Source organism: Sulfitobacter sp. SH22, from assembly GCF_965641905.1.
In the GTDB taxonomy this organism is placed as follows: Bacteria; Pseudomonadota; Alphaproteobacteria; order Rhodobacterales; family Rhodobacteraceae; genus Sulfitobacter.
On record NZ_OZ282573.1, the window covers coordinates 1,542,361 to 1,557,290 of the forward strand.

12 protein-coding genes are annotated in these 14,930 nt (G+C 58.9%); 5 read left to right on the top strand and 7 right to left on the bottom strand.

Translation table 11 applies throughout. The annotated features are described in order from the left end of the window. Nucleotides 1-256: 256 nt before the first annotated feature. Nucleotides 257-3,031, bottom strand: coding sequence for an aconitate hydratase AcnA (acnA, locus tag ACSQ13_RS09470; RefSeq protein WP_176249520.1), 2,775 nt, complete (start codon nt 3,029-3,031; stop codon nt 257-259). Nucleotides 3,032-3,264: 233 nt separating this feature from the next. Here acnA and ACSQ13_RS09475 point away from each other — a divergent pair, with 233 nt between their 5' ends. Beyond that, nucleotides 3,265-3,963, top strand: a complete 699-nt coding sequence (locus ACSQ13_RS09475; RefSeq protein ID WP_295509357.1) for a DUF1223 domain-containing protein — start codon at nt 3,265-3,267, stop codon at nt 3,961-3,963. A gap of 1 nt (nt 3,964) precedes the next feature. Here ACSQ13_RS09475 and ACSQ13_RS09480 read toward each other — a convergent pair whose 3' ends face one another. The 5 genes from ACSQ13_RS09480 to purB all read right to left on the bottom strand — a co-directional run bounded on the left by ACSQ13_RS09480 (nt 3,965) and on the right by purB (nt 8,270). Then, nucleotides 3,965-4,867, bottom strand: coding sequence for a lysophospholipid acyltransferase family protein (locus tag ACSQ13_RS09480; protein WP_176249522.1), 903 nt, complete (start codon nt 4,865-4,867; stop codon nt 3,965-3,967). Between the two features lie 66 nt (nt 4,868-4,933). Further along, a complete protein-coding gene (locus ACSQ13_RS09485) occupies nt 4,934-6,007 on the bottom strand; it encodes a flagellar motor switch protein FliG (RefSeq protein ID WP_176249523.1) in 1,074 nt (357 codons plus the stop codon). A 79-nt stretch (nt 6,008-6,086) separates the two neighbouring features. Beyond that, nucleotides 6,087-6,608 (bottom strand): tetratricopeptide repeat protein, encoded by a 522-nt coding sequence (locus ACSQ13_RS09490; RefSeq protein ID WP_176249524.1) that lies wholly within the window; start codon nt 6,606-6,608, stop codon nt 6,087-6,089. 100 nt (nt 6,609-6,708) lie between these two features. Then, nucleotides 6,709-6,864: a hypothetical protein gene (locus ACSQ13_RS09495; protein ID WP_295509361.1), complete on the bottom strand. Its 156-nt coding sequence runs from the start codon at nt 6,862-6,864 to the stop codon at nt 6,709-6,711. A gap of 101 nt (nt 6,865-6,965) precedes the next feature. Beyond that, nucleotides 6,966-8,270: an adenylosuccinate lyase gene (gene purB, locus ACSQ13_RS09500; protein ID WP_176249525.1), complete on the bottom strand. Its 1,305-nt coding sequence runs from the start codon at nt 8,268-8,270 to the stop codon at nt 6,966-6,968. Nucleotides 8,271-8,527: 257 nt separating this feature from the next. Here purB and ACSQ13_RS09505 point away from each other — a divergent pair, with 257 nt between their 5' ends. The 4 genes from ACSQ13_RS09505 (at nt 8,528) to arsJ (ending at nt 12,918) form a co-directional block, all read left to right on the top strand. After that, complete coding sequence (locus tag ACSQ13_RS09505) at nt 8,528-9,676, top strand: trans-sulfuration enzyme family protein (RefSeq protein ID WP_295509364.1); 1,149 nt, start codon at nt 8,528-8,530, stop codon at nt 9,674-9,676. A 135-nt stretch (nt 9,677-9,811) separates the two neighbouring features. Next, nucleotides 9,812-10,654: a helix-turn-helix domain-containing protein gene (locus ACSQ13_RS09510; protein WP_295509367.1), complete on the top strand. Its 843-nt coding sequence runs from the start codon at nt 9,812-9,814 to the stop codon at nt 10,652-10,654. Between the two features lie 3 nt (nt 10,655-10,657). Next, complete coding sequence (locus ACSQ13_RS09515) at nt 10,658-11,656, top strand: ArsJ-associated glyceraldehyde-3-phosphate dehydrogenase (protein ID WP_176249528.1); 999 nt, start codon at nt 10,658-10,660, stop codon at nt 11,654-11,656. A gap of 26 nt (nt 11,657-11,682) precedes the next feature. Then, nucleotides 11,683-12,918: an organoarsenical effux MFS transporter ArsJ gene (gene arsJ, locus ACSQ13_RS09520; protein ID WP_435988249.1), complete on the top strand. Its 1,236-nt coding sequence runs from the start codon at nt 11,683-11,685 to the stop codon at nt 12,916-12,918. Between the two features lie 28 nt (nt 12,919-12,946). Here the strand turns inward: arsJ and ACSQ13_RS09525 are convergent, their stop codons facing one another. Further along, nucleotides 12,947-14,881, bottom strand: a complete 1,935-nt coding sequence (locus ACSQ13_RS09525) for a molybdopterin oxidoreductase family protein (RefSeq protein ID WP_435988239.1) — start codon at nt 14,879-14,881, stop codon at nt 12,947-12,949. Nucleotides 14,882-14,930: the final 49 nt, after the last annotated feature.

The following is a 14,930-nucleotide window of genomic DNA, read 5'->3' on the forward strand; positions in this document are numbered from 1 at the left end:
CGATACCCGATGCAGATCAGATAGATCGTTCAGGCGGCTCGTCAGCAGTGAACCAATAATATTGGCTACATAACTGAAACAATCGGCTTGCAACAAATATTCTGTTGGGGAAATGCGCAATTGTGAACACAAAATCTGGTATTTGACACTAAATCAGCCCGAACAGGCGAAGATGCGCCGTTTTGCACCACATCTAAACGCAAAACACCCGCCAAGACGATGCTTGGCGGGCGTTTCAATCTTTATGTCAATAGGATCAGGCCGATTTTGCCAGATCGCGCAGAACGTAATGCAGCACGCCACCGTGTTCGATATATTCGATCTCGATCGCGGTATCGATGCGGCACTTGATCATGATCTCTTTGACCGAACCGTCAGCCATTGTGATCGTGCAAGGCACTTCTTGCAGCGGCTTGATCGTATCCAGACCCGAGATCGAAACGGTTTCCTGACCGGTCAGACCCAAGCTTTTGCGCGTGTCACCATTGGTGAATTCGAACGGGATAACGCCCATACCAACCAGGTTGGAGCGGTGAATACGCTCGAAGCTTTCGGCGATCACGGCCTTGACGCCCAGCAATGCTGTGCCCTTGGCCGCCCAGTCACGCGAAGACCCGGCACCGTATTGTTCACCACCAAAGATCACCAGCGGTGTGCCGGCATCCTGATAGGCCATGGCTGCGTCAAAGATCGACGTTTGCTTGCCATCCGGGCCGTTTGTATAGCCGCCCTCGACCCCGTCCAGCATCTCGTTCTTGATACGGATGTTGGCGAATGTGCCGCGCATCATGACTTCGTGGTTACCACGACGCGAGCCATAGGAGTTGAATTCGCGCACAGGCACCTGATGCTCCATCAGATATTGACCGGCAGGTGTGGTTTCCTTGAACGAACCGGCAGGGCTGATGTGGTCGGTTGTGATCATGTCACCCAAGACAGCCAGTACTTTGGCACCTTCGATGTTGGTGATCACGCCCGGCTCTGGCGACATGCCCTGGAAATAGGGCGGGTTCTGAACGTATGTCGACGCGGGTGGCCAGTTGTAGGTCTTGGCATCCGTCGTCTCGACCGCCTGCCACTTTTCGTCGCCCTTGAACACGTCGGCGTACTTCTCTTGGAAGGCTGCGCGCGTCACGGTCTTTTCGACCAGTTCGGCAACTTCCTGCGTGGTTGGCCAGATGTCTTTCAAATAGACGTCATTGCCGTTTTGATCCTGACCCAAAGGTGCGTGTGCAAGATCGACGTTCATGTCACCGACCAGCGCATAGGCCACAACCAGTGGCGGGGACGCCAGATAGTTGGCGCGCACGTCAGGGGAAATGCGGCCTTCAAAGTTGCGGTTACCCGACAAGACCGAGGTACCGATCAGGTCGTAGTCGTTGATTGCCTTGCTGATCGCAGGCTCCAGCGGGCCGGAGTTACCGATACAGGTCGTGCAGCCATAACCAACAAGGTTAAAGCCGATCGCGTCCAGGTCTTCTTGCAGGTTTGCGGCCTCAAGATAGGCGGAAACCACCTGAGAACCGGGGGCCAGCGATGTCTTGACCCAAGGCTTGCGGGTCAGGCCAAGCGCGCGCGCTTTGCGTGCAACCAGACCGGCACCGATCATCACGTAAGGGTTCGATGTGTTGGTACACGATGTGATCGACGCGATCACGATGGACCCGTCATGCAGCTGGTAATGGCCATCGTCGGTCATCACATAGCCGCGCTTGTGGTTGCCCTCGTCGCCGGGGATCACCTGTGGCTCCGGCTGGCCGCCCTCGCCTTCCCAACGCACTTCGGCGGCGGGTGACGCGTCTTTGCCCGCGCGGACACCTTTGACGTAATCGGAAAATGCAGTGTGCGCAGAGGTCAGCGCGATATAGTCCTGCGGACGCTTGGGGCCGGAAATCGCAGGCACGATGGTGCCCATGTCCAGCGACAGCGTGTCGGTGTAGATCGGCGCATAATCATCGCCGCGCCACATGCCGTTTTCCTTGGCATAGGCTTCGACCAGCGCAATGCGGTCTTCTTCGCGGCCGGTTGTGCGCAGGTAGCGCAGGGTTTCGCCGTCAATCGGGAAGAAACCACAGGTCGCGCCATATTCAGGTGCCATGTTGGCGATGGTCGCACGGTCTGCCAGTGGCAAGTGATCCAGACCTTCGCCGTAGAATTCGACGAATTTGGAAACCACGCCTTTTTCACGCAGCATTTCGACGACTTTCAACACAAGGTCGGTACCAGTGGTGCCTTCCATCATGCGGCCTGTCAGCTCGAAACCCACAACTTCGGGGATCAGCATCGAAATCGGCTGGCCCAGCATCGCGGCTTCGGCCTCGATCCCGCCAACGCCCCAGCCCAGAACGGCCATGCCGTTGACCATGGTGGTGTGGCTGTCTGTACCGACCAGCGTGTCAGGGTACGCAACCTCAACACCGTTCTGGTCTTTGTCGGTCCAAACGGTTTGCGCCAGATATTCAAGGTTCACCTGGTGGCAGATGCCGGTACCGGGGGGCACAACGCGGAAGTTGTTAAACGCCTTTTGGCCCCACTTGAGGAATGTGTAGCGTTCGATGTTGCGCTCGTATTCGCGGTCCACGTTCATCTGGAACGCGCGCGGGTTGCCGAATTCGTCAATCATGACCGAGTGGTCGATGACCAGATCAACAGGGTTCAACGGGTTGATCTTGTCAGCGTCGCCACCCAAAGCAACCAGACCGTCGCGCATCGCGGCCAAATCAACAACCGCCGGAACGCCGGTGAAATCCTGCATCAGAACGCGGGCCGGACGATAGGCGATCTCGCGCGGGTTCTGGCCGCCCTTGGCACCCCATTCGGCAAATGCCTTGATGTCGTCAACGGTGACGGTCTTGCCGTCCTCGAAACGCAGCATGTTTTCCAACACCACTTTCAACGCGGCGGGCAATTTCGAGAAATCACCAAGCCCGGCTTCCTGAGCGGCGGGAATCGAATAATAGGCAATAGATTGATCGCCAGACGTCAGCGTCTTGCGTGTCTTGGCGGTGTCCTGGCCAACGATGATGGTCATGGGAGCTCCCTTCGATGGGTTGAAAACAGATTGGCGGCTTGGCGCCTAGATGCCGTATTGCGCGCGCCGTTTCAACTGTAATCCATCACGGAAATCGCTTTTGTATACCATTGTGTACAGAAATTGATGTAAATTCCGGCTTTCAGGACGTAACAATGGCTCAACAAAGCTTGAGTGGTAATTGAGCGAAGCCCGGTCTACAAAAAACCTGCCTTGTGAAAGTTGTCCGATTGATGAAGATCCTGTTTTCCACCCTTCTCGCCGCGGGCGTCGCCTTGGCTGCGCCCTTGATCGCTCAGGACCGGCCTGTGGTGGTTGAACTGTTCACCTCGCAAGGGTGTTCGTCCTGCCCGCCTGCGGATGAGATTCTGGCAGAGCTGTCCAAGCGCGACGATGTGATCGCTTTGGCGCTGCACGTGGATTATTGGGATTACATCGGGTGGAAGGACCAGTTCGGCAACCCCGACCACGCCGCGCGCCAACGCGCCTATGCCGCAGCCGGCGGGCGCAAATCGGTCTACACCCCCGAGATGATCATCAATGGCAGCACCGATATCGTAGGCGCGAAACCCATGGCCGTTGCCCAGGCCATTGCCGCCCACAAAAACGACCCCCTGCGCGTCAATCTTACCCTGTCACGCAAGGGCGATAGCCTTGCGATCAATGCGGAGACAGTAAACGGGGCAAAAGGTCCGTTCACGGTGCACCTGCTGCAATATACGCCGATGGAAATGACCCATATCAAACGGGGCGAAAACGCAGGTCACGCATTTGAATATCACAACATCGCCAAGAACTGGTCGGTGTTGGGGACCTGGACAGCAGACCAACCGCTGATCCTGACCGCGCCGTTAAAAGGGGCCTCGCCCGCGGTGGTGATCATCCAGCACAGCAATGCCGGCCCCATTGTGGCAGCGGCGCGCGTCAAGTAATTCAGTCTTCGTTTGGCCGCCAGCGCCGGTGCACCCAGAACCATTGTTCGGGATGCGCCTTGACCCGTGCGGCCAGACTGTCGTTCAGGGCCTGCGTCATGGTTATCGCGTCAGAATGCGCGATCGGTGCCTCGAGCACGGCATCGAAAGACACACCATCAGACTGCCGGATCCCGTAAAACGGGATCAAAAGCGCGTCATAGCGCAAGGCAAGCTCAGCCGCTGAAAGGGCCGTGTTTGCGGGCTGCCCCAGAAAATCGAGCTTGGGTGCGCCAAAGACATGCTGGTCAAACAACAACACAAGCTGCCCGCCATTCTTGAGGTGCCGCACGAACCCTGCCGTGCCGCGCCGCCCTTGCGGAAAAACCGGCCCGCCGAACGCTTCCATGGTTTTCACATAATGCGCGTTGAAATAGGGGTTTTTCATGTCGCGGTACAATCCGCCAATGTCAAAGCCCCGCGCAACGAGGCAGGCGCGGGTCGCCTCGTAATTGCCGAAATGCCCGGTGACCAGAATGACCGCCTGCCCCTTGGCCGCGGCGGCTTGCAAGGCTTTGACACCGGGGCCCCGAGGGGTGTTTTGCGCCATGCGCGCGGGAAAATCGTCAGCAGAATAGTTTTCGATAAAGCTCCGGCCCACGTTGTTCAGGCACCCGGCAACGATTTCGTCCCTGCGCTTGCGCGTCAAATCAGGCCAGATCAACGACAGGTTTTCGGCAGCGCGACGGCGATACCCTGCTGCGGGGCCGATCACATGCTGCACGACCCACCCCACAAAGGCCAACCGCGCCCGAAACGGGATCAACAGCGCGACGCGGATCAGCCCGACAATCAAGGCATTCGTCAGGTAGTGACCTGCGCGCCGCGCAAACGGATCTTGGGGGGGACGCTTCGGATCTGTCATATACCTCTGCCAGATGGCTGCACTATCGCGCTGTTTACAGCGCGCAAACGCAGGCAACAAGCAGGATCAGGGTTCCTCCTCCTCCTCGACAATCAATTGCAAATCGCCATCCGCCTCCATATCGCGGATCACGGTGACAAAGGCGGCCATCGCGTCTTCGGCATCCGAGGGTTTGACCGTCCCCGCATCAGTGACGTCTTCGCGCAACTGATCCGCCATCCGGCCCGACATGTTTTCAAGAATAAAGTCGAATACATCTTTCATCCCGGCGGCTTCGGCACCGGCAAGGGCAATCACCAGCTGTGACTGTTCGGCGCGGCGCAATATGGCCGGAATGTCGCGCGGCGACACCCGTACGGGGATGTTTGCAAAGGTAAAGATCGCTTTGCGCACAGCGGTGGCAAAGCCACGGTCCGCCTCGTCCAGACCGGTTAACATGTCATCGCGCGTCAGCGAGGTTGAAGAATTCAGGATCGCGCCCAACCGTTCCACCGGCCCTGTATCAAATGCTTTGGGCGGCACGGTGTCCAGCTGGCTGGCAAGGGAAATACCAATGCGTTCAACCGCTTGGGGCGTGACCGTGCTGGTCAGCGATATCGCATAGGTGATCTGGCGCGCCACCGGCCCGGGAAGCAGCCCCAACAGTTCGGCTGCCAATGCGACCTTGAGTTTTGACAGCACCACAGCCGCGACTTCGATGCTTTCGTTTTTCACCATCGGCAAAAGGCTGGCCGCGTCCAACCCCCGCAGACGGTCCCACGGGTCACCCATTTCGCGCACGCCCGCTTCCTTGCGCAGGCGTTCGGCGGTTTGTTTGCTGATTTTTCCGTCCAGCGCGGAAATGGCCCCGACCATCCCGCCGGGAAAGGACAGCCCGATGCTGTCCAGTTCCTGAGCAAATTCTTCGACGACAGAGGCGAGCGTTTCGCGGTCAACCGTGCGCATCGCCCCCATTTGCTGGGTCAGGCTGGCCTGAAGCGCCTCCGGCAGATCCTCCAGCGGGATATCCGCCCCCTCGTTCAGCAGCAAACGCACCACAATCGCGGCTTTCGCCCGCCGTGACAATCTGGCCGCGCCCGGCAGCGCAGATCCCATCATCTGACCGGGTTGAATTTGCCCTAACGTTGCAAGTTCATTCATTAAATTTCATCTCTGACTGCCACTATGCCTTTCAGCGTTGTCGCAGCCAGAAATGAACAAAAAACGAACAGATTTAACCTCAGTAGTTAAAAGTCTGTCCAGTTGCGATGGCAGTGCGCAAAGACGCCTCTGCCCATGTACCCGTCCCGCCATAAGACCGGATCGCGCGCAATTGCGCCAAAGCATCGGCAATATTGCCCTGCTCCACCATGCCCTGCCCCATATAGGACCGCGCAAGAATATTGGCCGGGTTCACTTCGAGCGCGCGGGAGTAATACTCCATGCCGATATCCGCATTGCCCATTTTACGGTTTGTGAAACCCATATAGGTCAATCTGCGGTCATCATCCTGCGGCATTGCAGCAAGCACGATCTGCGCGCCCGCGTAATCGCCGGCATAGGCCAGTTGGCGCACCGTTTGATACAGATCGTCCGGTGTCAGACGGCTGTCCTGCGCAGAGGTGCATTTTTTGGTCTTTTTATCAAAAACCATGCCCTTTTCACAGGTCACCGTTGGTTTCGGCGGCGTTGATTCTTCGCCAGCGGCAAAAGCGGCGAATGGTAGAGCGGCGGCAAGAGCAGACGCCAGAAGGACGCGCATAACGGAATTCCCTAAGCCTATTCAAAGTAATTCGATCTTACTTTTACTTTACCTAGGGCAAAGTGAAACTAGTGAAATAATATTCACGTTTACTTGGGGATCAGGACGTTGCCGCCGTCACACATGTCGCCGTTTCGGCATCATACACGGTCCCTTCGGCGCAAGACATCGCATGTTCTGGCGACGAACATGTTGCAAAGCCAAAGGTTGGAAGCACCACAAGGGCCAAAGTCGACAAGGTAAATGCAAGTTTCATCAGACTACTCCTTTGAGACGCATCAAAGCGTACAACGGCTTTGTGCGTTCTCAAAGGAATATTGCAAATCAGCCTATCTGATCGGTTAATTTGCCCTGAAATCAGTCTTTAAAGACGCGGGCAAAGATCGTGTCGACATGTTTGGTGTGATAGGCAAGGTCGAATTTTTCTTCGATTTCCTCTGCACTTAGCGCGGCCAGAACCTCTGGGTCGGCCAGCAATTCCGTTTTGAAATCCTTGCCCTCTTCCCAGACTTTCATCGCATTGCGCTGCACCAGCTTATAGCTGTCTTCGCGGCTGACGCCTGCCTGTGTCAACGCCAGCAAAACCCGCTGAGACATCACCAAGCCGCTGAATTTATTCATGTTGGCCAGCATGTTGTCAGGATAGATCAGCATCTTGTCGATCACGCCGGTCAACCGGTGCAACGCGAAATCAAGGGTGATCGTGGTGTCCGGCCCGATCGCACGCTCGACCGAGGAATGCGAGATGTCACGCTCGTGCCACAGGGTGACGTTTTCCATCGCAGGGATCACGGCCATTCGAATCGTACGGGCAAGACCGGTCAGGTTTTCGGTCAGCACCGGGTTCTTTTTATGGGGCATCGCCGAGGAGCCCTTTTGACCTGCCGAGAAGAACTCGGCACCCTCGAGAACTTCGGTGCGCTGCATGTGGCGCACTTCGGTGGCGACGTTTTCGATGGAGCTGGCAACAACACCAAGGGCCGCAAAGAACGCCGCGTGACGGTCGCGCGGGATGACCTGTGTGCTGATCGGTTCGGGGACAAGACCCAACTGCTCGCAGACGTGCTCTTCTACGCGGGGGTCGATGTTGGCGAATGTGCCGACAGCGCCCGAGATCGCACCGGTGGCGATTTCTTCGCGGGCGGTTTTCAGGCGGGTCAGGTTGCGGTCCATTTCGGCATAGAAACGCGCGAAGGTCAGGCCCATCGTGGTCGGTTCGGCGTGAATGCCGTGGCTGCGGCCCACCCGCAATGTGTCTTTATGTTCAATCGCGCGGCGCTTGAGGGCGGCCAGAAGATGCCCCATATCGTCGATCAGGATATCGGCAGCGCGGGTCAGCTGGACGTTGAAACATGTGTCGAGCACATCCGAAGATGTCATGCCCTGATGCACGAAACGCGCCTCGTCGCTGCCCACATGTTCGGCCAGATGGGTCAGGAACGCGATAACGTCATGTTTGGTCACGGCTTCGATTTCGTCGATACGGGCCACGTCAAATTCAACGTCTTTGGCTTTCCAGACCGCGTCGGCATTGGCCTGCGGGATCACGCCCAGCCTGGCCATCGCGTCACAGGCATGCGCCTCGATCTCGAACCAGATGCGGAACTTGGTTTCGGGGGACCAGATTGCAACCATCTCGGGGCGGGAATAGCGGGGAATCATGCGTGATACCTTTATCTAGGGGCGTAGGGGTTCGAGCGCGGCATAGACCGCGGGGGGGTAAAGAACAAGGCTCAACGGGGGTTTGCGGGCATCCGGCGTGGCGTTTGGCCGGAATTAAGGATGCCTCCGGCAGGAGTTTAAGGGGCAAAATGAAAGGGAACGTGGCGTTCAGTGATTTACGGGCTGGCAGTTTTGCAAGGCGCGGGTTTAGGTGTAGGAGATTGAAAACAGGTCATCTTTGAGGAGTGGCGCAAACCATGTCTGATACTTCACGATTGAGCCCCGCCACCATCGCAGCACAGGCCGCCGGTGCGGTCGACCCGCAAAGCGGTGGTGTTGTGCCGCCTTTGCAAATGGCCACCACCTATTTGCGCGATGCGCAGTATCAGCCCTTGCGGCCTGACAATATTTACCTCCGCGATCAAAGCGATATCGTGCGGGTCGCGGAAACCGTGCTGGCCCAGCTTGAGGGGGCCGCCGAGGCGTTGTTGTTCCCTTCGGGCATGGCCGCGATTGCAGCGGCGTTTCGCACCGTTCCGAATGGTGGCTGCGTTTTGGTGCAGTCGCAAATCTATTGGGGGACGACCAAATGGCTGCGCGATTTCTGCACCCGTCGCGATATCGCCTTGCACGAGGTGGAAGCATCGGATGCCACCGCGTTCGAGACCGCCTGTGTTGCGCTTGAACCGTCGCTTGTGCTGATCGAGACCCCGTCGAACCCGTGGCTGCGGGTCACGGATATCGAGGCTGCCGCCAGAGCCGTTCACGCCGTTGGGGGGTTGTTGATGGTCGACAGCACCGCCGCCACCCCTGTGTTGCAAAAGCCGCTGGCCTTGGGGGCTGACATCGTGATGCATTCGGCCACCAAGGGGATCAATGGCCATTCGGATGTCTTGGCGGGTGTGTTGGCAACCAACGACGCGGACGCGCCGATCTGGACGGATATCAAGGTGGACCGCCATGATGCGGGCGCGGTCATTGGCCCCTTTGAGGCATGGTTGCTGGTGCGCGGTATGCGGACCCTACCCTTGCGGATGCGGGAAATGTCGCGCAACGCCCAAGCCCTGGCTGAGTTTCTGGACCAGCATGAGCAGGTGGAAACCGTGATGTATCCCGGATTACCGCATCATCCCGGCTTTGATGTCGCCACCCGCCAGATGAGCGGCGGCTTTGGGCCGTTGCTATCCTTTGTCGTGAAAGGCGGTGCCCCTGCCGCCTTGGCCGCTGCCGGCAAACTGGCGCTGTTTCACCGTGCGACATCCTTGGGCGGGGTCGAAAGTCTGGTCGAACATCGCCACACGATCGAGCCACATACCGGCATTCCCGAGGGTCTGTTGCGCCTGTCGGTGGGGATCGAGGATATCGAGGACCTGAAAGCGGATCTGAGCCAAGCCCTCGCGGTCTGACTTTGACCTGCAATGAAAAGCGGCGCGCCTGGTGAACGGGCGCGCCGCTTTTTTATTGCCCGTGCGGCATGTTTCTGCGGCAAATCAAATCAAACCCCGTTGACAGGCCTTCCATACTTCAAATATTCATGAAATATGGAATCAATGCTCATCGACCGCCTCTCCACCCTGAGTCATCCGCAAAGGATGGGAGTGTTCCGCTTGCTGATGCGGCGCTGTCCGGATGCGCTGCCTGCGGGTGAAATTGCCCAAGCGCTGGACCTCAAAGCCAGCACGGCATCGGTGTATCTGTCTGCCTTGACCCAAGCGGGGCTGATTTCGCAACGCCGTGACGGGACGCGGTTGCTTTATGCCGTCAATCTGGATGCCACCCGCGAGGTCGTGTCGGATCTGTTTCTGGACTGCTGCCGGGGGCGCGCCGATCTGTGTCCGCCGCAGTTTGCCGGTCTTCTTGAGGGGATCGCCCCCGCATCTGGGCCGAAATTCACCGTCTTGTTCCTGTGTACCGGCAACTCGGCCCGTTCGATCCTGGCTGAAACCATTTTGCGCGACATGGCGGGTGACCGGTTCACGGCCTATTCCGCAGGCACAGCGCACCGGTCCGAACTGAACCCCTTTGCCGTTGAAATGCTGCGGAGCAAGGGGCATGACGTGTCCCCCCTTCGGTCCAAGAACCTTGCCGAGTTTCAGGGGCCAGACGCGCCCAAGATGGATTTCGTCTTTACCGTTTGTGATCGCGCCGCGAACGAAGACTGTCCGACATGGCCCGGACACCCCGTTTCAGGCCATTGGGGCATGGCGGACCCTGTGAAAGCCGAAGGAACCGAAGCGGAAAAGCGTCTTGCCTTTCACCAGACCTATGGCGCGCTGCACAACCGGATCAGCGCTTTTACGTCGCTGTCGTTCGAAGCGTTGGATCGCGCCGCCTTGCAAAAACACGTCGACGCCATCGGCAAAGACATACCCACACAGGAATAGATCATGACAACCTATGCACTTAACGGCCTTGGCCGGATCGGTAAAATTGCCCTGCGCCCCCTGCTGGAACGCGGGGCCAAGATCGCCTTTATCAATGATGCGGTGGGCGATCCGGCGATGCACGCGCATCTGCTGGAATTTGATTCCGTTCACGGACGCTGGCCCGCCAAATTCGAGGCCGATGCAGATGCGATCAGCATCGATGGCATGCGCATTCCGGTCACCGGCACCCGCAATCTGGAAGACCTGCCCTTGGAGGGCGTTGATGTCGTGATCGACTGCACCGGCGCGTTCAAGACCGAAGCCAAGCTGGCCCCGTATTTTGCAGCTGGCGTGAAAAAGGTCATCGTATCGGCCCCGGTCAAGGACGGCCCCACGGCGAACATCGTTTATGGTGTGAATGACGAGATCTATGACGCGGACACCCACCAGATCATCACAGCGGCAAGCTGTACGACGAATTGCCTGGCACCGGTGGTCAAGGTGTTGCTGGACGGGATCGGCATCAAACACGGGTCCATCACCACGATCCATGACGTGACCAATACCCAGACGATTGTGGACCGCCCCGCCAAGGACTTGCGCCGCGCGCGGTCGGCTTTGACCAACCTGATCCCCACCACGACCGGATCGGCGACGGCGATCACATTGATCTATCCCGAACTGGCCGGAAAGCTGAACGGCCATGCGGTGCGCGTGCCGTTGCTGAACGCCTCCATCACCGATTGCGTGTTTGAAATGGCCCGCGAAACGACGGTGGAGGAAGTAAACGCCCTGTTCGAGACCGCCGCCAATGGCCCGCTTCAGGGTATCCTGGGCTATGAGACCCGGCCTTTGGTGTCATCGGATTACACGAACGATACCCGCAGCAGTATCATCGACGCGCCATCGACGATGGTGGTGAATGGCACGCAGGTGAAAATCTATGCGTGGTATGATAATGAATACGGCTATGCCTACCGGCTGGTCGATGTGGCCTTGATGGTTGGGGGCAAGCTGTGACACGCCCTGCGGGCTTTGCAGCCTATATGACGGTGACGGCGGCCTATTGGGCCTTCATGCTGACCGACGGTGCCCTGCGGATGCTGGTGCTGCTGCATTTCCACACGCTGGGCTTTTCGCCGGTGCAACTGGCCTATCTGTTTGTGCTGTACGAAATCGCAGGTGTTGTGACCAACCTGTCGGCGGGGTGGATCGCCGCGCGGTTTGGTCTGACGGCGACGCTTTATGCCGGGCTTGCCCTGCAGGTGGTCGCGTTACTGGCGCTGGCGCAGCTTGATCCGGCGTGGGGCATCACCGCGTCTGTCGTCTTTGTCATGCTGGTGCAGGGCATGTCGGGCGTTGCCAAGGATCTGGCCAAGATGAGCTCCAAAAGTGCGGTGAAAATCCTTGCCCCTACGGATGGTGGCGGGTTGTTTCGCTGGGTAGCGCTGCTGACCGGTTCAAAGAATGCCGTCAAGGGCTGCGGATTTTTGCTGGGGGCGGCGCTGTTGGCCATACTGGGGTTTGTCCCGTCGGTGCTGACGATGGCCGCGATCCTGTTTGTCATCCTTGCCGGTGTTGTCGTCGGGATGCCAACGGGCCTGCCGGTCGGGCGCAAGGATGCAAAATTCCTTGAGGTGTTTTCAAAGAACCGCAACATCAACTGGCTCAGCGCTGCGCGGCTGTTTTTGTTCGGGGCGCGGGATGTGTGGTTTGTGGTGGGCATCCCGATCTATTTCTATGCGGTGCTGTCTGACGGATCAGAGGCCGGTAACCGTGCCGCGTTCTTTATGATCGGGTCGTTCATGGCGGTGTGGACCATCCTTTACGGCGTCGTGCAGGGCTGGGCACCGCGCATTTTGCGGGCGGCATCCCGCAGTGACGCACAGATTTTGGCGCAGGCGCGGGCATGGGTCGGTGCCCTAGTGATCGTGCCGGCAGTGCTGGCCGCTTTGGTCTGGGTCGCCCCCGCGCCGTCCCCCCCGCTCACTGTGACACTCGTTCTGGGCCTGCTGGTTTTCGGAGGGATTTTTGCCGTGAATTCAGCGCTCCATTCCTTTTTGATCCTCAGCTTTACCGATGCGAAACGGGTCACGATGGATGTGGGGTTCTACTATATGTCCAACGCGGCGGGGCGGTTGGTGGGGACCGTGCTGTCGGGCCTGACCTATCAACTGGGCGGGCTTGCGCTGTGCCTGGGTACGGCGGCGGTGATGATCGCCATCAGCTTGCTTGCCACAGCGCAGCTTGATGACCGATCCCCTGACACGGCAGCGGTGTAACCCTTCTGATCTGAGCGCCGGATCGCGCTCAGGACGCAAGATCGATACGCACCGGCACCCCGTTAAAGGCGGCATTCCCCGTCAGCGGGTCAATGCGGCGGTCATCGGTCAGATCGTTGATTGAAACGGTCCCCGCACTTGCCGCCACGCTGATCGTGTCACCGCTTTGGCCCCACCCTTGCGGGATCGAAACGACACCCGGTGCCATCGTATCCGTAATCTCGACCGGCAACGTCACCGTCCCAACGCGGGACGACACCCGCACGTCCATCCCATCGCTGATCCCCAGACGATCTGCATCGGTGATATTGACCTCAACGGTGCAGCGGTTGCGCCCCTTGACCAGACGCGGGCTGTTCTGGGTCCAGCTGTTGTGACTGCGGACCTGCCGGCGTCCGATCATGGCAAAGGGATAATCGGCGTCCCGCTGATCCACAAACGCCAGCAGACGCGGCAGATCTTCCAGATAGACCGACGGCGCAAGGTGAAGCCGCTGATCGGGCGTTTCGAGCCGGTCGGTCAGACGGGCGATCAGCTCCCATTCAGGCATCACGTTTTTGGGCGGATCAAACAGCGGGCGGGCATAGGCGGCGGTATTGCGCACGGCAAAGCTGTGGAACACCATGTCATAGACGGCCTCCTCCAGCGCAACGGTTCCGGGCAGGATCAAATCGGCATGGCGCGAGGTGTCGTTGATGTGGATATCCACGCAGATCACAAACTCCAGCTTTTCGATGGCCCGCTCGATCCGCCGCCCGTTTGGCGCGGTCAGAACCGGATTGCCCGCAACGGTGACCAGCGCCTTGATCTGGCCGTCGCCTGCGGTTTCCATTTCCTCGGCCATCACCGAGACAGGAAATTCGCCGTTGTACAAAGGCTGGCCGGACACACGCGAACGCGCCTCGGGATAGCTGCGCACCTTACCCTTGCGCGATGTCATGCCCGCGTAATCGAATGCGGGCATGGTGAACATCGCACCGCCCTCGGCGTCAAAGTTTCCGGTGATGACATTAAGCGCATATGCCGCCCACAGGGACAGCCCGCCAAAGCTTTGGGTTGAGGCCCCCATGCGCGCATAACACACGGCGCGCTTGGCCCCGATGAAACTGGCCGCAAGCGCACGGATCGTGCCCGCGTCAATGCCTGTCACTTCGGCTGCCATTTCCGGCGTAAAGGGCGCGGCGGCTGCTTGCAGCGCGTCCAGACCGCTCACCACAGGCTCAAGATGCCCCAGACGCTGCTTGCCCGTGGCGAAAACCTCGTGGATCAGCGCAAGCAGCAAAACGGCATCGGTCTCGGGGCGGATAAAGTGATGCGCCGCAGCCTTTTCGGCTGTTTCGGTGCGGCGCGGGTCGATCACCACCACCTGCCCCCCCCGTGCTGCGATTTCGTCCATGCGTTTGCCAAATCCGGGCGCGGTCATCATCGACCCGTTCGACACCAGCGGATTGCCCCCCAAGATCAACATGAAATCCGTGCGATCCACATCGGGGATCGGCATCAGCATCGGGTGGCCCAGCATGTGAATTGATGCAACGTGATGGGGGATCTGATCTGCCGTCGCCGAGGAATAGCGGTTCTTGGTGCCCAATGCCCGAACCAGCCCCGGAAGGTTCAACAGATTGCCGAATTTATGCGCGTTGGGATTGCCCAGATAAACCCCGACCGCGTCTTTGCCATATGCCTCTTGCACGGCGCGCAGGCGGGTTGTGGCCACGTCCAGCGCTTCCTCCCAAGACACCTCTTTGAATGCGCCATCCACCTTGAGCAGTGGCGCGGTCACACGGTCGGGATCGGTGCGAAAATCCTGCAACGCGACGGCCTTGGGGCAGATATGCCCCCGCGACAGGGGATCGTCAGGGTCGGGTTTGACGCTGATCACCCGATCCTTGGTGTGGGTGATGATCAGGCCGCACATGGCCTCGCAAATATTGCAGGTGCGATAGTGTTTTTGTTCGGTCATGATCTGCCCTCCCCCTTGGTCGCGCTATGGTGTGATACCTGCGTCGCCA